The sequence below is a fragment of the Noviherbaspirillum phoenicis genome (assembly GCF_047237965.1).
Taxonomy (GTDB): domain Bacteria; phylum Pseudomonadota; class Gammaproteobacteria; order Burkholderiales; family Burkholderiaceae_D; genus Noviherbaspirillum_A.
Genome location: NZ_JBDFLX010000001.1, coordinates 1,808,501 through 1,824,330 on the forward strand (window position 1 = coordinate 1,808,501; position 15,830 = coordinate 1,824,330).

17 protein-coding genes are annotated in these 15,830 nt (G+C 62.0%); 8 read left to right on the forward strand and 9 right to left on the reverse strand.

What is annotated here, in order from left to right; all coding sequences use genetic code 11:
* Positions 1-47 precede the first annotated feature (47 nt).
* From ABC383_RS08280 to ABC383_RS08305, 6 genes are all read right to left on the reverse strand, one after another.
* Positions 48-1,595, reverse strand: a complete 1,548-nt coding sequence (locus ABC383_RS08280; RefSeq protein WP_413013032.1) for a 2-isopropylmalate synthase — start codon at positions 1,593-1,595, stop codon at positions 48-50.
* A 56-nt stretch (positions 1,596-1,651) separates the two neighbouring features.
* A complete protein-coding gene (gene pssA / locus ABC383_RS08285) occupies positions 1,652-2,536 on the reverse strand; it encodes a CDP-diacylglycerol--serine O-phosphatidyltransferase (protein ID WP_413013034.1) in 885 nt (294 codons plus the stop codon).
* A 172-nt stretch (positions 2,537-2,708) separates the two neighbouring features.
* Entirely contained in the window at positions 2,709-3,467 is a 759-nt protein-coding gene (locus ABC383_RS08290; RefSeq protein ID WP_413013036.1) for an SIMPL domain-containing protein, read from the reverse strand.
* A gap of 73 nt (positions 3,468-3,540) precedes the next feature.
* Positions 3,541-4,557, reverse strand: coding sequence for a ketol-acid reductoisomerase (gene ilvC, locus ABC383_RS08295; RefSeq protein WP_413013038.1), 1,017 nt, complete (start codon positions 4,555-4,557; stop codon positions 3,541-3,543).
* A gap of 33 nt (positions 4,558-4,590) precedes the next feature.
* A complete protein-coding gene (gene ilvN / locus ABC383_RS08300) occupies positions 4,591-5,082 on the reverse strand; it encodes an acetolactate synthase small subunit (RefSeq protein ID WP_194714051.1) in 492 nt (163 codons plus the stop codon).
* Entirely contained in the window at positions 5,082-6,806 is a 1,725-nt protein-coding gene (locus tag ABC383_RS08305) for an acetolactate synthase 3 catalytic subunit (RefSeq protein WP_413013040.1), read from the reverse strand. The genes ilvN and ABC383_RS08305 overlap by 1 nt, the downstream gene beginning before the upstream one ends.
* Before the next feature lie 504 nt (positions 6,807-7,310).
* Between ABC383_RS08305 and ABC383_RS08310 the strand changes: the two genes are divergently transcribed.
* From ABC383_RS08310 to ABC383_RS08330, 5 genes are all read left to right on the forward strand, one after another.
* On the forward strand, positions 7,311-7,880 hold the full coding sequence (locus tag ABC383_RS08310; protein WP_413013042.1) for an RNA polymerase sigma factor: 570 nt from the start codon (positions 7,311-7,313) through the stop codon (positions 7,878-7,880).
* A complete protein-coding gene (locus tag ABC383_RS08315; protein WP_413013044.1) occupies positions 7,877-8,284 on the forward strand; it encodes a DUF3619 family protein in 408 nt (135 codons plus the stop codon). Before ABC383_RS08310 ends, ABC383_RS08315 begins: the two co-directional genes overlap by 4 nt.
* 1 nt (position 8,285) lies before the next feature.
* A complete protein-coding gene (locus ABC383_RS08320; protein ID WP_413013046.1) occupies positions 8,286-8,972 on the forward strand; it encodes a DUF3106 domain-containing protein in 687 nt (228 codons plus the stop codon).
* 9 nt (positions 8,973-8,981) lie between these two features.
* On the forward strand, positions 8,982-9,500 hold the full coding sequence (locus ABC383_RS08325; RefSeq protein ID WP_413013047.1) for an RDD family protein: 519 nt from the start codon (positions 8,982-8,984) through the stop codon (positions 9,498-9,500).
* Positions 9,501-9,569: 69 nt separating this feature from the next.
* The gene (locus ABC383_RS08330) at positions 9,570-10,505 is read left to right on the forward strand and encodes an alpha/beta fold hydrolase (protein ID WP_413013049.1); all 936 of its coding nucleotides are present in this window, start codon (positions 9,570-9,572) and stop codon (positions 10,503-10,505) included.
* A gap of 6 nt (positions 10,506-10,511) precedes the next feature.
* On the opposite strand, the gene ABC383_RS08335 is transcribed toward ABC383_RS08330, so the two are convergent.
* Complete coding sequence (locus ABC383_RS08335) at positions 10,512-10,910, reverse strand: hypothetical protein (protein WP_413013051.1); 399 nt, start codon at positions 10,908-10,910, stop codon at positions 10,512-10,514.
* Between the two features lie 153 nt (positions 10,911-11,063).
* Between ABC383_RS08335 and ABC383_RS08340 the strand changes: the two genes are divergently transcribed.
* The 3 genes from ABC383_RS08340 (at position 11,064) to ABC383_RS08350 (ending at position 12,962) form a co-directional block, all read left to right on the forward strand.
* Positions 11,064-11,528: a fasciclin domain-containing protein gene (locus ABC383_RS08340; protein WP_413013053.1), complete on the forward strand. Its 465-nt coding sequence runs from the start codon at positions 11,064-11,066 to the stop codon at positions 11,526-11,528.
* Positions 11,529-11,633: 105 nt separating this feature from the next.
* Positions 11,634-12,299 carry a TetR/AcrR family transcriptional regulator gene (locus ABC383_RS08345; RefSeq protein WP_413013055.1) on the forward strand — a complete coding sequence of 222 codons (666 nt, stop codon included), beginning with the start codon at positions 11,634-11,636 and terminating at the stop codon, positions 12,297-12,299.
* Positions 12,300-12,365: 66 nt separating this feature from the next.
* The gene (locus ABC383_RS08350; protein ID WP_413016277.1) at positions 12,366-12,962 is read left to right on the forward strand and encodes an LOG family protein; all 597 of its coding nucleotides are present in this window, start codon (positions 12,366-12,368) and stop codon (positions 12,960-12,962) included.
* 19 nt (positions 12,963-12,981) lie between these two features.
* Here ABC383_RS08350 and ABC383_RS08355 read toward each other — a convergent pair whose 3' ends face one another.
* Positions 12,982-14,229 (reverse strand): cystathionine gamma-synthase family protein, encoded by a 1,248-nt coding sequence (locus tag ABC383_RS08355; protein WP_413013057.1) that lies wholly within the window; start codon positions 14,227-14,229, stop codon positions 12,982-12,984.
* Positions 14,230-14,304: 75 nt separating this feature from the next.
* Entirely contained in the window at positions 14,305-15,822 is a 1,518-nt protein-coding gene (gene purF / locus ABC383_RS08360; RefSeq protein ID WP_413013058.1) for an amidophosphoribosyltransferase, read from the reverse strand.
* Positions 15,823-15,830 lie beyond the last annotated feature (8 nt).

The window sequence follows — 15,830 nt, forward strand, 5'->3', positions numbered from 1 at the left end:
GCGACGAAGGCGGCCATGACCGCTTCGTCGCCTTCGCGCCGATTCGATCAAAGCTGCGGGTTGAGCTTCTCGGTCTTGGAATGCAGCTTGTTGAGCGCCGACAAGTAGGCCTTGGCCGAGGCCACCACGATGTCGAGGTCGGCGCCGACGCCGTTGACGATGCGGCCGGACTTGGACAGGCGCATCGTCACCTCGCCCTGCGACTGGGTGCCGGTGGTGATTGCATTGACCGAGAACAGCAGCAGTTCGGCGCCGCTCTGCGTGTTGGACTCGATCGCATTGACGATGGCGTCGACCGGGCCGTTGCCCTGCCCTTCGCAGCTGACCTCGCGGCCATCGACGGAAAACACCACACGTGCGGTGGGCCGCTCGCCGGTTTCGGAATGCTGGGACAGCGACACGTAACGGTAATACTCGTTTTCATGCGACTGCTGCTCGTCCGACACCAGCGCCATGATGTCTTCGTCGAAGATATCGGCCTTGCGGTCCGCCAGTTCCTTGAAGCGGCTGAACGCGGCGTTGACTTCGGCTTCCGAGTCGAGCTTGATGCCCAGCTCTTCCAGCCGCTGCTTGAACGCATTGCGCCCGGACAGCTTGCCCAGCACGATCTTGTTGGCGGTCCAGCCCACGTCCTCGGCGCGCATGATCTCGTAGGTGTCGCGCGCCTTCAGGATGCCGTCCTGGTGGATGCCGGAGGCATGGGCGAAGGCGTTGGCGCCCACCACCGACTTGTTGGGCTGCACCGCGAAACCGGTGATCTGCGACACCAGCTTGGAGGTCGGCACGATCTGGCTGGCATCGACGCCGACTTCCAGATTGAAATGGTCGCGCCGGGTGCGCACCGCCATCACGATCTCTTCCAGCGCCGTATTGCCGGCACGCTCGCCCAGGCCATTGATGGTGCACTCGACCTGGCGCGCGCCGCCTATCATCACGCCGGCCAGCGAGTTGGCGACCGCCATGCCGAGGTCGTTATGGCAATGCACCGACCAGATCGCCTTGTCGGAATTCGGAATGCGCTCGCGCAATGTGCGGATCATGTTGCCGTACAGCTCGGGCACGCCGTAGCCGACGGTGTCGGCGAAGTTGATCGTGGTGGCGCCTTCGTTGATGACCGATTCGATCACCCGGCACAGGAAGTCCATGTCGGAGCGGCTGCCGTCTTCCGGGCTGAATTCGACGTCGTTGGTGAACTGGCGCGCAAAGCGCACTGCCAGCTTCGCCTGCTCATGCACCTGGTCCGGCGTCATGCGCAGCTTCTTCTCCATGTGCAGCGCCGAGGTCGCAATGAAGGTGTGGATGCGCTTGCGCGACGCGGCGGCCAGCGCCTCGGCCGCGCGCGAGATGTCGCGGTCATTGGCGCGCGACAGCGAGCAGACGGTGGAGTCCTTGATCACGCCGGCGATGGCCTTGATCGCTTCGAAATCGCCTTGCGAGGAAGCGGCGAAGCCGGCTTCGATCACATCCACCTTCAGCCGCTCGAGCTGACGGGCAATGCGGATCTTTTCATCCTTGGTCATCGACGCGCCTGGCGACTGCTCGCCGTCACGCAGCGTGGTGTCGAAGATGATCAGTTTTTCTGGGGTGGCGGCCATGGCTGCTCTCCTGTTGATGTCGATTGATGAAGCTGCGGTCGATGAAAGAATGCAGTTTATTCCCGCTCTTCGGCGCCGTCATGTTCCGGCTTGGTCTGCACGATGCTGACCGGCTTGCCCTTGAGCAGGCGCCAGAAGAAGATGATGTAGCCCGACAGCCCATACAGAATGAACAGGCCGAACAGCACCTTGGGCGGGTCGCTGGAGATCGCAACGAATACCAGCACGATCACGAATATCGCGATGAAGGGCACGGACTTGCGGAAATTGACGTCCTTGAAACTGTAGAACGGCACATTGGTCACCATGGTCAGGCCGGCGAACAGGGTGATGCCCCACGCCGCCCAGGTCAGCTGGTTGCCGACGAAACGCAGGTCGTCCATCAGCCAGATGAAGCCGGCGACCAGCGCGGCCGCAGCCGGGCTGGGCAGCCCCTGGAAATAGCGCTTGTCGACCACGGCGATATTGGTGTTGAAACGCGCCAGCCGCAATGCGGCACCGGCGCAATAGACGAAGGCCGCCAGCCAGCCCCACTTGCCCAGACCGCGCAACGACCATTCATACATCACCAGCGCCGGCGCGGCGCCGAAGGACACCATGTCGGCCAGGCTGTCATATTGCGCGCCGAACTCGCTCTGGGTATTCGTGAGGCGCGCGACGCGGCCGTCGACCGCATCCAGCACCATGGCGGCAAAGATGCCGATCGCGGCCTGGTCGAACTTCAGGTTCATCGCCATGACGATCGCATAGAAGCCGAAGAACAATGCCGCGGTGGTAAAGGCATTGGGCAGCAGATAGATGCCGCGCCGGCGCCGGATCACGACATCGTCGGCCGTCGCTGCCTCCGGCGGCGCGCGACGCAGCCCATGCCGCAGGGAGCGCGGCCCCTTGGGAAACTGCGTGACATTGCCTTTGGGCTTGCGCCGGTTGAATGTAGCCATAGCGATTCCGTTTTAATGTGATGCGAGCGTTCCGTCGCGGCCGCATCGGGCGCCCGCGAAACAGACTGGCAAGGCAGACTCGGGGAAGATAGCGTTCCGGTGGGCAAAAGCTGGATTATAGAGAAGCGCCGCTATTCTAGACGAGGGCTGCCCAAAAGTAACGCCCGCGGACTCAACGAAAGCGCACCTTGCCCACCGCCCGCATCTGCAGCGTGGTCTCGCCCGGCTCGAAGCTGGGCTCTTCCACCGCCTGCATTTCCTGGACTGCGGCAGCGCGCATGGCCTTCGGCGCGGCATCCTGCGGCAGGTAATTGCCCGATCCTTCGAAGTCGAGGGTATCGAGCACGGCGTCTGCCGGATTGCGGCCCATGGCCCTGGCAATCGCCGCGATGCGCTCGTTCAGGTTGACGTAGGTGGCGGCGATGCGTTGCTCGTCGAGCTTCTTCGCGGTGCCGGCTGACAGGCCGAAGCGCAGGCCATTCAGCGCCAGCGTCTTTTGGCTTGCCGCCACGGTGGCCGGCAAGCCAGCCAGGTTGGTCGTGGTGACATCGAGATATTGCCCGACCCGCCAGCCAACTGGCTGCAGCCTGGCACCGGCCGGCCTTGGCTGCGGCTGCCCCTCGGGATAGACCGGATAGGTGTAGTAGCCGCGGGTCTGCAGCACGGCAGAAGGATCCTGCCGCTTCACGATGTCGGCGCCCTGCTTCATCTTCAGATTCACGCGCGAGGCCGCGGCGGCCTTGTCCTTGTCCTGCTCTTCCACCATCAATGTCAGCACCGCTTCATCATTGCCATGGCGGACCTCGCCCGATGCCGGCACGATGACCAGCGTGCCGCTGGTCTGCACCGGCTGCTGCGCCGGGGTCTGCGCCAGCGCGGCGGTGCATAGCAGGCTGGCGCCCGACAGCATGAGCATGACATGTCTTTTCATGGTGACTCCCTGATAAAAATGGACGAAAAAAAAGCTGCGCGGACGCACAGCTTTTTGTTGGAGCAAAAGCCGATTAGTTCTTGGACTGATCCACCAGCTTATTCTTGGCGATCCACGGCATCATCGCGCGCAGCTTGGCGCCGACTTGCTCGATGTCATGCTCTGCGTTCAGGCGACGGCGGGAAATCAGGGTCGGCGCGCCGGCCTTGTTTTCCAGGATGAAGCTCTTGGCGTATTCACCGGTCTGGATGTCCTTGAGGCACTGGCGCATCGCGTTCTTGGTGTCTTCGGTGACCACGCGCGGGCCGGTGACGTATTCGCCGTATTCCGCGTTGTTGGAGATCGAGTAATTCATGTTGGCGATGCCGCCTTCATAGATCAGGTCGACGATCAGCTTGAGTTCGTGCAGGCATTCGAAGTAAGCCATTTCCGGTGCATAGCCAGCTTCCACCAGCGTCTCGAAACCGGCCTTGATCAGTTCGACGGTGCCGCCGCACAGAACAGCCTGCTCGCCGAACAGGTCGGTCTCGGTCTCTTCGCGGAAGTTGGTTTCGATGATGCCGGCGCGGCCGCCGCCGTTTGCCATTGCATAGGACAGCGCGATGTCGCGTGCATTGCCGGACTTGTCCTGGTAGACGGCGATCAGGTGCGGCACGCCGCCGCCCTGGGCATAGGTCGAACGCACGGTGTGGCCCGGCGCCTTCGGCGCGATCATGATCACGTCGAGGTCGGCGCGCGGCACGACCTGGCCGTAGTGCACGTTGAAGCCGTGGGCAAAGGCCAGCACGGCGCCTTCCTTGGCGTGGGGCGCAACGTTCTCGTTGTAGACCTGGGCGATGTTCTCGTCCGGCAGCAGAATCATGATCACGTCGGCAGCCTGGACCGCCTCGTTGACTTCAGCCACGTTCAGGCCCGCAGCCTGCACCTTGTTCCAGGAAGCGCCGCCGCGGCGCAGGCCAACGGTAACCTTGCAGCCGGAATCGTTGAGGTTTTGCGCATGGGCATGACCCTGGGAGCCGTAGCCGATGATGGCAACGTTCTTGCCCTTGATCAGGGACAGGTCGCAGTCTTTGTCGTAGAAAACTTTCATGATCTTCCTAAGATATGGGTAGTGTGTGGCTGGTTAAACTTTGAGGATGCGTTCGCCGCGGCCGATGCCGGAGCCGCCGGTGCGCACGGTTTCGAGAATGGCGCTGCGATCGATGGAGTCGATGAAGGCGTCGAGCTTGCTCTTGGCGCCGGTCAGTTCGATGGTGTAGGTCTTCTCGGTGACGTCGATGATGCGGCCGCGGAAGATGTCCGCGGTGCGCTTCATCTCTTCACGCTCCTTGCCCACCGCGCGCACCTTGATGAGCATCAGTTCGCGCTCGATGTGCGAGCCTTCGGTCAGGTCGACCACCTTGACGACTTCGATCAGCCGGTTCAGGTGCTTGGTGATCTGCTCGATCACGTCATCCGAACCGGAGGTGACGATGGTCATGCGCGACAGCGTTGCATCTTCGGTCGGCGCAACCGTCAGGGTCTCGATGTTGTAACCGCGGGCCGAGAACAGGCCAACCACGCGGGACAAGGCGCCGGCTTCATTTTCCAGCAGCACAGAAATGATATGGCGCATTACAGATCCTCCGAACCCAGCAGCATTTCAGTCAGGCCCTTGCCCGCCTTGACCATGGGCCAGACGTTCTCGGTCTGGTCCGTGATGAAGTTCATGAACACCAGCCTGTCCTTCATCGCGAACGCTTCGCGCAATGCGCCGTCGACGTCGTTCGGGTTCTCGATCTTCATGCCGACATGGCCGAACGACTCGGCCAGCTTGGTGAAGTCCGGCAGCGAATCCATGTACGACTCGGAATAGCGCGAACCGTAGTCGATCTGCTGCCATTGCCGGACCATGCCCAGGAAGCGGTTGTTGAGCAGGATGATCTTGGGCGTCAGGTGGTACTGCTTGCAGGTGGCCAGTTCCTGGATGCACATCTGGATCGAAGCCTCGCCGGTGATGCAGGCGACGGTCGCATCCGGATTGGCCATCTGCACGCCCATTGCGTACGGCAGGCCGACACCCATGGTGCCCAGGCCGCCGGAATTGATCCAGCGACGCGGCTTGTCGAAGTTGTAGTACTGCGCGGCCCACATCTGGTGCTGGCCGACGTCGGACGTAATGAAGGCGTCGCCATTCGTCACTTCCCACACCTTCTGCACCACCGACTGCGGCTTGATGACTTCGCGCGAGGTCGGGTACTTCAGGCAGTCGCGCTCGCGCCACTGGTTGATCTGCACCCACCAGCTGGCCAGCGCGGAAGGATTCGGGCGGATAGCCTGCGCATCGGCGGCGTCGAGCTGCGTCAGCAGTTCCTGCAGCACGTCCTTGACGTTGCCGACGATGGGAATATCGACCTTCACCCGCTTGGAAATCGACGACGGGTCGATGTCGATATGGATGATCTTGCGCGGATGCGAGGCAAAGTGCTTCGGGTTGCCGATCACGCGGTCGTCGAAGCGGGCGCCGATGGCGATCAGCACGTCGCAGTGCTGCATGGCCATGTTGGCTTCATAAGTGCCGTGCATGCCCGGCATGCCGACGAACTTGTCGCTCGAGGCACGGTATGCGCCCAGGCCCATCAGCGTGTTCGTGCAGGGATAGCCGAGGCGGTCGACCAGCTTGTTCAGTTCAGGCGAGGCGTTGGCGAGAATCACGCCGCCGCCGGTGTAGATCATCGGGCGTTCGGCCGACAGCAGCAGCTGCATCGCCTTGCGGATCTGGCCGGCATGGCCCTTGTCCACCGGCTTGTACGAGCGCATCTCGAGTTCCTTCGGGTACTCGTAGGCGCAGGTGTGCATGCTGATGTCCTTCGGAATATCGACCAGCACCGGTCCGGGACGGCCCGTGGTGGCGATATAGAAGGCCTTCTTCATCGTTGCCGCCAGGTCTTTCACATCCTTCACCAGGAAGTTGTGCTTGACGCAGGGGCGGGTGATGCCGACGGTGTCGCATTCCTGGAAGGCGTCCTGACCGATCGCTGTGGACGGCACCTGCCCGGAAATGATCACCATCGGGATCGAATCCATGTAGGCGGTTGCCAGGCCGGTCACGGCATTGGTCACGCCCGGGCCGGAAGTGACGATGGCGACACCGACCTTGTTGGAGCTGCGGGAATAGGCGTCAGCGGCATGGATGGCGGCCTGTTCGTGGCGCACCAGGATGTGCTGGAATTTGTCCTGCTTGAAAATTGCGTCGTAGATGTAGAGCACGGCGCCGCCGGGATAGCCGAAAACGTGTTCGACGCCCTCTTCGGCCAGGCAGCGGACAACGATGTCTGCGCCGGTGAGTTCCTGGGTCATACTAGTCCTTTCAAGGTCCATTGGAGATTGATCGGATGCTCTCTCCTGGCGAAACCGACATGAAGACAGTCCTGGGGCATCCCTTTCTTGTGCGGTGACGCCGGTTCGTTGCGCAGGGTTGTATGCGGTTCAAATCGACGCTAAACGCCACTCGTTCAGCCGGAGGTGCTGCAATTCTGGTACGGATTCATCGCGCTTGTGGCGCGGGTTAGAGCAAACAGCTTTCAAAAGAAGCGTGCCTAAGTCGGCGGCATCATCATGGGTCGCGCGCCGAAAGACATTGAAACGACCTCGCGTTACGAGGGAACGATACCGTACTTCCTTATGCACTATTGGTCAAGATAAATTGTTCGAAAATCAGGCAACTTGCCCTTTTCTGACTTAAAAACACGCACAATACGGGGCTTTTTTGCTAGCATGCGCAGCATTGCCAAGCCGCATCAGTCTGCCGCAGGCTCCGCACCTTCCGATACTTCCCGCAAAAACAAGAACGTGCCGCACTGAATGGCCTCCGACAAAGAACTCTCCGACTTTCTTGAAAGCGTCGAACGCCGCGCCTTCAAGCAGGCCGCGTTCGCGGTGCGCAAGGATGAAGTCGCGTTGGATATCGTCCAGGATGCCATGATCAAGCTGGCGGAAAAGTACGGCGACAAGCCGGCCGCCGAACTGCCGCTGCTATTCCAGCGCATCCTGCAGAACACCATCCACGATTATTTCCGCAGCGAAAAAGTCAGGGGAACATGGGTCACGCTGTTTTCGGGCTTGCGCGGCAACAGCGACGACAACGAGCCCTTCGACCTGCTTGAAAATTACGAAGCCGAGGAAGGCACGCAGGCGGCCGAATCCAGCGAGGACAAGGTATCGCGCGACCAGGTGCTGCAGGCGATCGACGCTGAAGTACAAAAACTGCCCGGACGTCAACGCGAAGCGTTTCTTCTGCGTTATTGGCAGGATATGGATGTCGCGGAGACCGCCGCGATCATGGGATGTTCCGAAGGTAGCGTGAAAACGCACTGCTCGCGAGCGACACACGCCCTTGCTCATGCCCTGAAAGCCAAAGGAATACGTTTATGAACATGGAAGAAACCAACTTCGCATACAAGGTGCGGCACGCGCTGAATCAGAACCTCGAACACCTGCCCGCCTCCACCACCAGCCGCCTGGCTGCCGCCCGCCAGGCGGCGCTGGCCCGCAAGAAGCCCGATGCGCCAATCCGTGTACTGAACGCAGCGACTGCCACGGCACATGGCGTGACCGGCGCACGTCTTGGCAATCCGTTTTCCTGGCTCAGCCGTCTCTCGGTGGCGCTGCCGGTCGTGGTCGTGATGGCCAGCCTGGTCGGCATGTACCAGGCGGAAAAGCAGCACCGGATCAGCGAACTGGCGGAAATCGACGCCATGGTGCTGTCGGACGAACTGCCGCTGAATGCCTATCTGGACCACGGTTTCAATGCCTATCTGGCCAAGCGGGGCGACTAGGATGACGGGTTTGCTGCGCTTTGCCCCTGCTCTTCTGGCCTGCGCGCTTGCCTTGCCGCCGGCCGCCCATTCGAACAGCATCGGCACGCAGCCTTCGGTCACGCTGACAAAAACCGCAGCACAGGCAAAGTCTGTACAGGTCGCCAGGCCGCTCTGGCAGGATTTGAGTCAGGAACAGCAACAGGCCCTGAGCCCGCTCGCCGCAGACTGGGGCAAGCTCGACGCAGCCCGCAAGAAAAAATGGATAGAGCTCACCAGGCATTATTCCAGCCTGACGCCGGATCAGCAGGCACGCATGCAGGAACGGATGCGCGAGTGGGCCAAGCTCAGTCCGGACGAGCGCCGCGTCGCCCGCGAGAGCTATGCGCGGGCAAAAAAGCTGGAACCCGAGCAGAAGAACGCGCAGTGGGAAAAGTATCAGCAACTTTCGGAAGAACAGAAGAACAAGCTGGCGGAAGAAGCCCTGGCCAGAAAACGGGTCACCGCTCTGCCGCCTGCGGCGCAGGACAATGGCAAGCTGGTGCCGCCCTCCAAGGCAGTGCTGAGGCAGCCTGACGCGCAGAAGAAAGCCGCGCAGCAGGCGCCACAAGCTGTACCACAACCGCTTGTACCGCAACCACTGCCACAGCCTGCGCAACCGCCACAGGAGCAGCAGCAACCCCCTCTGCTGCCATCCATCTCGAAATAAAGCCCGGTCTTGGAAAATTCTGCGACACCTTCCCTGCGCGTTCGCTTTGCCTGCATGCTTTACGAAGCAATGCTGCTGTTTGGCGTCCTTTTCATTGCCGGCTGGCTGTTCTCGACGATGACGCAGCAGCGTCATGCCCTGTACCTGCGCAGCGCGATGGAAATCTGGCTGTTCGTTGTTCTTGCCGTGTATTTCGCCTGGTTCTGGTCGCACGGCGGGCAGACCCTGGCGATGAAAACCTGGCGCATCCGCCTCGAACGCGCCGCCGGCGGTCCGGTCGGCTTCTGGCATGCGGTGCTGCGTTATGCGCTGGCCTGGATGTGGTTTCTGCCCGGCCTGGTGGTGGCCTGGCTGGTCGGCGCCAAAGGCTGGATGCTGGTCTTGATTCCGTGTGCCAGTGCCGCCATCTGGGCCATGCTGGCTTTTCTCGATCCGCAGCGCCAATTCCTGCATGACAGGATAGCCGGCACACGCCTGGTACGGCTGCCTCTGACGCTGGGCAAGCGCAAGCGCGCAAAGGCAGCCTGAGCGTCTGCGCCGGTGAGCGCCGCGCATGGCGCCGCATTCCAGTCCGACTCAACCAAGCCCTGCCCAGATATGGTCATCCGCGCCACGCGTATCCTGCTGTCCGTCCAGTTGCTGATTGCGGCAGCGCTCTACCTGCTCGCGATCAAGCGATTCGACATGAGCAATCACCTGCTGGCGGCATTGCTGGCCATCGGCGTGGTGCTGCTGGTGAGAATGGCCATTACGGCGAACAATTTCGGCCTGGCCTGGCTGTACCGCAGCGAAACGCCGGTTCACCACAGACTCAGCCGCGCCACGGCCATCCGCCTGTTCCTGACCGAGTACTGCGCTTCCATGATCACCTCCTCCTGGACCATGGGCTTCTGCACGTTCCGCGAATGGCGCGGCAAGGCAGACCTGCCGCCGGTGCTGCTGGTCCATGGTTACGGCTGCAACAGCGGCTACTGGCACTTCATGAGCCGGGCATTGCGCCAGGCGGACATCAGCCATTACACGATCGACCTCGAACCGGTATTTGCCGGCATCGACCAGTTCGTGCCCGCGCTGCATGCGCGCATCGAGGAAATCTGCCGCATGACCGGGCAACGCAAGCTCATCATCGTCGGCCATAGCATGGGCGGCCTGGTGGCGCGCGCGTACCTGCGCGACCACGGGGCGGCACGGGTGGCGCGCGTCATCACGCTGGGAACGCCGCACCGCGGCACCGGCCTGGCCCGCTTCGGGGCTGGCCATAATTCGCGCCAGATGCGCTGGCGTGGCAGCGCCACCGAAGGCCGCTGCAGTGCCTGGCTGGCGCGCCTTGAGCGCGCCGAGGACCCGGCGGCGCGCAGCCTGTTCCTGTCGATCTACTCCCACCAGGACAACATCGTGTCGCCGCAGTTGTCCTCGTCGCTTCCCGGCGCCGTCAATATCGAGTTCAATGGCGTTGGCCATGTCGCCCTGGGCATGCATCCGCGGGTGGTGAAGGAAGTCATTGCGGCAATCAGGCAGGTACCCGCCGCCTGAAAAGCCTTATGCCGCCTTCCGGGCAAGCAGCCGCCAGAAGATCAGGCAGGGCACCAGAATCGATGGCAGCAGCAGCACCATGTTGCGCAGCGTCGCCATCCACGGAAACGGGTTGAAGTGGATCGCCCACCATCCCACCGTCAGCACCATCCACAGGCAGGCGGCAAGCACCGCGATCGCCGCATCCAGCCTGCGCTGGCGCAACCGCCATGCCGCCAGCGCCAGCAGCGGCGGCAGAACATAGAGCAGGCTGGACTTGACCGAAGTCCAGAGCGCGCCGTACATCGCATCGAATGAAAAGCGCGGCGGACTGAACTGCAATGAAAGAAACAGACAGGCAATGCCAGCCAGCCATGCCCATGCGATGGCAATGATGCAGGTCCTGACGGTTTGATTTATTTCCATGAACGTGTCGTCACCCTTTGCGCATGGCGGGACTGCCATTGCGTGGCCAGGTTGCAATTGAAACTTTTCGATTGTATGGCAACCATATGGAAGAGCCTTGATGCTTCCGTGCATGCGGCACGGCGCAGCGGGCATGGCCTTAAAGGAATTGCAATGAACAGAATTTTCAACTCTCTGGCTGCTGCGGTATTGCTGGCCGCCAGCACAGCCAGCGGCGCAGCCGATCTGGTGGACAAGGCGGCGTCGGCAACCAATCTCAAGATTTTTTCGGCCGCCGTCAAATCCGCCGGATTCAATGAAACGCTGAAGGGAACCGGCCCCTATACCGTGTTTGCTCCCAGCGACGAGGCATTTTCCAAGCTGCCCGCAGGGAGCTGGGAAGCGCTGTCGAAGGACAAGGTCAAGCTGGCCGCGGTGCTGGCGCACCATGTGGTGCCGGGCAAGATGCTGGTCACCGAAGTCAAGCCGGGCCACATCAAGACCACGCAGGGCGACTTCGTCACGGTCAAGTCCGACAATGGCAAGATCACGGTCGACCAGGCCAACGTGATCGAGAGCGACGTGGCCGCCGACAATGGCGTGATCCATATCCTCGACAAGGTGGTGATGCCCGAGTGAAGCAGCGGCCAGCGAGCGTCATGAGCCGGCGCTCCTGCTTCGGGATTGCCGCCGTCGATGCTATCCTATGCCCCCACCCGACAGTTCACGCCCCCTTCCCCGCCAATGCAAGCAAAAGCGCCACGCCGCACCCGCGAACGGATACTGGAACTATCGCTGCGCTTGTTCAATGAGTTCGGCGAGCCGAACATCACTACCACCATCATTGCCGAGGAGATGGGCATTTCGCCCGGCAACCTGTACTACCACTTCCGCAACAAGGACGACATCGTCGACTCGATCTTTGCCCAGTTCGAAGGTGAGATCCTGCGCATGCTGTCGGTGCCCGCGGACCGCCGCCCGACCATCGAGGACGTGTGGCTCTACCTGCACCTGATTTTCGAGCTGCACTGGCGCTATCGTTTCTTCTACCGCGACCTGTCCGACCTGCTCTCGCGCAACCGCAAGCTCGAACTGCAGTTCAAGGAAATCTACAAGCACAAGATCCTGGTCGCACGGCAGCTTTGCGAAGGCTTGCGCAGCGACAGTGCATTGCAGGCAAGCGATATGGAAATCGATGCGCTGGCATCGAACATCGTGGTGGTGGCAAGCTACTGGATGTCATATGAGTACGTGCTCAATCCACGCAGGTACACCGAGCAGCAGGTGATGGCGGACGCCCTGATGCGCGGCTGTTACCAGGTGCTGTCGCTGATCGGCCCCTATCTGCGGGGCGATACGCATGCGCTGTTTCTGAAGCTGGTCGAGGAATACTCCAAGCGACCCAGGTAAAACGGTAGAGCAAGTCAAATCAAGTCCATTCAATTCATTCAATCAGGTTGCATCACAATGAAAAAAATCAGATCACTCTGTGTCTATTGCGGCTCCGCGATGGGCGCCTCCGAGCGCTATGCACAGGCAGCCCGCGCACTGGGCGAGGAACTCGTCAGGCGCGACATCGGGCTGGTGTACGGCGGCGGCAATGTCGGCCTGATGGGCGCCATCGCCGATGCCGTGATGCAGGGCGGCGGCCGCGCCACCGGCGTGATTCCCCAGGCGCTGATGAAGCGCGAGGTTGGCCATCATGGCCTGACCGAACTGCATGTGGTGAAGGACATGCACGAACGCAAGGCCATGATGGCCGAGCTGTCGGACGGCTTCATCGCCATGCCGGGCGGCTTTGGCACGCTGGAGGAATTGTTCGAGGTCACGACCTGGGCGCAACTGGGCCTGCATGAAAAGCCGATCGGCCTGCTGAATGTCGACGGTTTCTATGACGGCCTGACCGGCTTTGCCAGCCATCTGGTAAGTCAGGGCTTCGTGCGCCCGGACCATGCCAGCCTGCTGATGCATGCGCCCGGCGCGCCCGCGCTGCTGGACCTGCTGGAGAATTTCGTGCCCAGCCACACGGTGAAGTGGCTGGAGCGGGAACAGGCACAGAAGATCGTGCCCTGAAGCTGACAGCTGAGAGCTCTCAGCCGGCGAGCGCCTGGCGGAAGTCTTCCAGCAGGTCTGCATTGTCCTCGATGCCGACCGACACCCGGATCAATGACTCGGCGATGCCCATGCTGGCACGCCGCTCGGGGCCCATTTCATAAAAAATGGTATGCGCTACCGGGATCACCAGCGTGCGGGTGTCGCCGAGATTGCTGGCCGGGATGGCCAGGCGCAGCCGGTTCAGGAAGTCGAAGCAGTCGATGCCATCCTTCAACTCGAAGCTCAGCAGGCTGCCATAGGCGCGGAACAGCTCGCCGGCCAGCGCATGCTGCGGATGTGACTTCAGCCCCGGATAATGCACCGCCGCCACCCGCTCGTCGGCATCCAGCATTTCGGCCAGCGACAGCGCATTGCTGCATTCCCGCTCCAGCCGCAGTGCCATGGTTTCCGCACCGACGGCGATATGGTGGGCCGCTTCCGGACCGAGCGTGCCGCCGAAGTCGCGCAGCGCCTTGGCGCGGATCTGCGCCATGCCCCACTGCACCGGCGGAAACTTCCTGTAGTTTTCGGCGATATGCGGATAGCGGGTCCAGTCATATACACCGGTATCGGTCAGGCTGCCGCCCAGGGCGATGCCGTGGCCGGCAATCGACTTGGTCAGCGCATTGACAACCAGCCCCGCGCCAACCGCCCTGGGTTGGAACAGATACGGCGAGGTCATGGTGTTATCGACGATGAACAGGATGCCCCGCTCGCGGCACAGCGTGCCGATGCGCGCCAGATCCGCTATCTGGGTGCGCGGATTGGCGATGGTTTCCACGAACACCAGCCGGGTGGCCGGCGTCAGCGCCGCTTCGACATTGGCCACCTCGGTTGCATCCACCATCGAAACGGTGACGCCCTGCGCGCCTACGGTCTGCCACAGGCTGTTGGTATTGCCGAACAGGAAGGCCGACGAAACAACATGATCGCCCTCGCGCAGCAGCGCCTGCGCCACTGCGCCTATGGCTGCCATGCCGGTCGAAAAGCAGATGGTGCCGTAGCCGTTTTCCATCTTGGTGATCTTGTCTTCCAGCGCCGACACGGTGGGGTTGCCCTGGCGGCCATAGCGGTAGCCGGGCTGCCGTCCCTGGAATACCGCTGCCAGCTCGCGTGCATCCTTGTAGCCGAAGGCGACCGAGGTATGGATGGGCTTATGCAGGGAGCCATGCTCGATCGGTTTCTGCCGGTCGCCGTGCAGGATGGTGGTGGTGAAGCCGTACTGCGGTTTGTGATTCTCGTTCATCGGTGTGCAGATTCGCAAAAGCGGGTTGCGCCGCGTGGCCGCCGGCAGCAGCCACGGGCATGAGACGCATCAGGCTCAGTCGGCCGGCGCCAGCGACAGGTTCAGCTGGGAGCGCACCATGTCTTCGTTCGACGGCTGCGCATTGCCGCGCGTGGTTTCGATGCGGTCGAGATAGTCGCGGGAAATGTCGCCGGTGACGTAGTTGCCGTCGAAGCAGGACGCCTCGAAGCGCTGGATGGCCGGATTGGCGTCGGAAATCGAGCGCTTCAATGCTTCCAAGTCCTGGTACACCAGCGCGTCGGCGGTGATTTCACGGCAGACTTCCTCTTCCGTGCGGCCGTAGGCAATCAGTTCGCTGCGGGTCGGCATGTCGATGCCGTACACGTTCGGGAAGATCACCGGCGGCGCGGCGGAGGCGAAGATCACGCGGCGGGCGCCGGCGTCGCGCGCCATCTGCACGATCTCGCGGCTGGTGGTGCCGCGCACGATGGAATCGTCCACCAGCAGAACGCTCTTGCCCTTGAACTCGGAGCCGATCGCATTGAGCTTCTGGCGCACCGACTTGCGGCGGATCGCCTGCCCCGGCATCAGGAAGGTGCGGCCGATATAGCGGTTCTTGATGAAGCCTTCGCGGTAATCGAGATTGAGCTTCAGCGCCAGTTCGATGGTGGACGGACGGGAGGAATCGGGAATCGGCATCACCACGTCGATGTCGCCGGCGCTGAACTGGCGACGGATCTTGTCGGCCAGGTATTCACCCATTTTCAGGCGGGAATGGTAGACCGAGGCGCCGTCGATGACGGAGTCCGGACGGGCCAGGTAGACGAATTCGAAGGCGCAGGGATTGAGCACCGGATTTTCCGCGCACTGCTGGCTGACCATGTTGCCGTCGATGTCGATGAAGATCGCTTCGCCAGGCGTCACGTCGCGCACGAAGCGAAAGCCCAGTCCCTCCAGCGCGACCGACTCGCTGGCCACCAGGTACTCGGTGCCGGCGTCGGTTTCGTTCACGCCCAGGCACAGCGGACGGATGCCGAAAGGATCGCGGAAGGCCAGCATGCCGACGCCGGCGATCTGCGCCACCACGGCGTAGGAGCCGCGCACGCGCTTGTGCAGCGACGCCACCGCCTTGAACAGCGCCGACGGATCCAGCGAGTAACCCAGCGTTGCCTGCTGGATTTCATGGGCCAGCACGTTGAGCAGCACTTCCGAGTCGGAACTGGTGTTGATGTGCCGGCGGTCGTTGCGGAACATCTCGATCTTGAGCTGTTCCCAGTTGGTCAGGTTGCCGTTATGGGCCAGGGTAATGCCGAACGGCGCATTCACGTAGAAAGGCTGGGCTTCCTCTTCGCTGGAAGAACCGGCGGTCGGATAACGGCATTGACCAATGCCCATATTGCCTGGCAGCGAACGCATGTTGCGGGTGCGGAACACATCGCGCACCATGCCGTTTGCCTTGTGCATGTAGAACTTGTTGCCCTGATTGGTCGCAATGCCCGCCGCATCCTGACCGCGGTGCTGCAGCAGCAGCAATGCATCGTAGATCAGCTGGTTGACGGGGCTTTGGGAGACGACGCCTGCAATGCCACACATGGTGGAAC

What these genes read in the sequence shown, in the direction of transcription:
- ABC383_RS08355 (WP_413013057.1), bottom strand. Translation starts at nt 14,229, where the DNA reads ATGAACGAGAATCACAAACCGCAGTACGGCTTCACCACCACCATCCTG.
- ABC383_RS08335 (WP_413013051.1), bottom strand. Translation starts at nt 10,910, where the DNA reads ATGGAAATAAATCAAACCGTCAGGACCTGCATCATTGCCATCGCATGG.
- ABC383_RS08280 (WP_413013032.1), bottom strand. Translation starts at nt 1,595, where the DNA reads ATGGCCGCCACCCCAGAAAAACTGATCATCTTCGACACCACGCTGCGT.
- purF (WP_413013058.1), bottom strand. Translation starts at nt 15,822, where the DNA reads ATGTGTGGCATTGCAGGCGTCGTCTCCCAAAGCCCCGTCAACCAGCTG.
- ABC383_RS08310 (WP_413013042.1), top strand. Translation starts at nt 7,311, where the DNA reads ATGGCCTCCGACAAAGAACTCTCCGACTTTCTTGAAAGCGTCGAACGC.
- ilvN (WP_194714051.1), bottom strand. Translation starts at nt 5,082, where the DNA reads ATGCGCCATATCATTTCTGTGCTGCTGGAAAATGAAGCCGGCGCCTTG.
- ABC383_RS08345 (WP_413013055.1), top strand. Translation starts at nt 11,634, where the DNA reads ATGCAAGCAAAAGCGCCACGCCGCACCCGCGAACGGATACTGGAACTA.
- ABC383_RS08305 (WP_413013040.1), bottom strand. Translation starts at nt 6,806, where the DNA reads ATGACCCAGGAACTCACCGGCGCAGACATCGTTGTCCGCTGCCTGGCC.
- ABC383_RS08315 (WP_413013044.1), top strand. Translation starts at nt 7,877, where the DNA reads ATGAACATGGAAGAAACCAACTTCGCATACAAGGTGCGGCACGCGCTG.
- ABC383_RS08340 (WP_413013053.1), top strand. Translation starts at nt 11,064, where the DNA reads ATGAACAGAATTTTCAACTCTCTGGCTGCTGCGGTATTGCTGGCCGCC.
- ABC383_RS08320 (WP_413013046.1), top strand. Translation starts at nt 8,286, where the DNA reads ATGACGGGTTTGCTGCGCTTTGCCCCTGCTCTTCTGGCCTGCGCGCTT.
- pssA (WP_413013034.1), bottom strand. Translation starts at nt 2,536, where the DNA reads ATGGCTACATTCAACCGGCGCAAGCCCAAAGGCAATGTCACGCAGTTT.
- ilvC (WP_413013038.1), bottom strand. Translation starts at nt 4,557, where the DNA reads ATGAAAGTTTTCTACGACAAAGACTGCGACCTGTCCCTGATCAAGGGC.
- ABC383_RS08290 (WP_413013036.1), bottom strand. Translation starts at nt 3,467, where the DNA reads ATGAAAAGACATGTCATGCTCATGCTGTCGGGCGCCAGCCTGCTATGC.
- ABC383_RS08330 (WP_413013049.1), top strand. Translation starts at nt 9,570, where the DNA reads ATGGTCATCCGCGCCACGCGTATCCTGCTGTCCGTCCAGTTGCTGATT.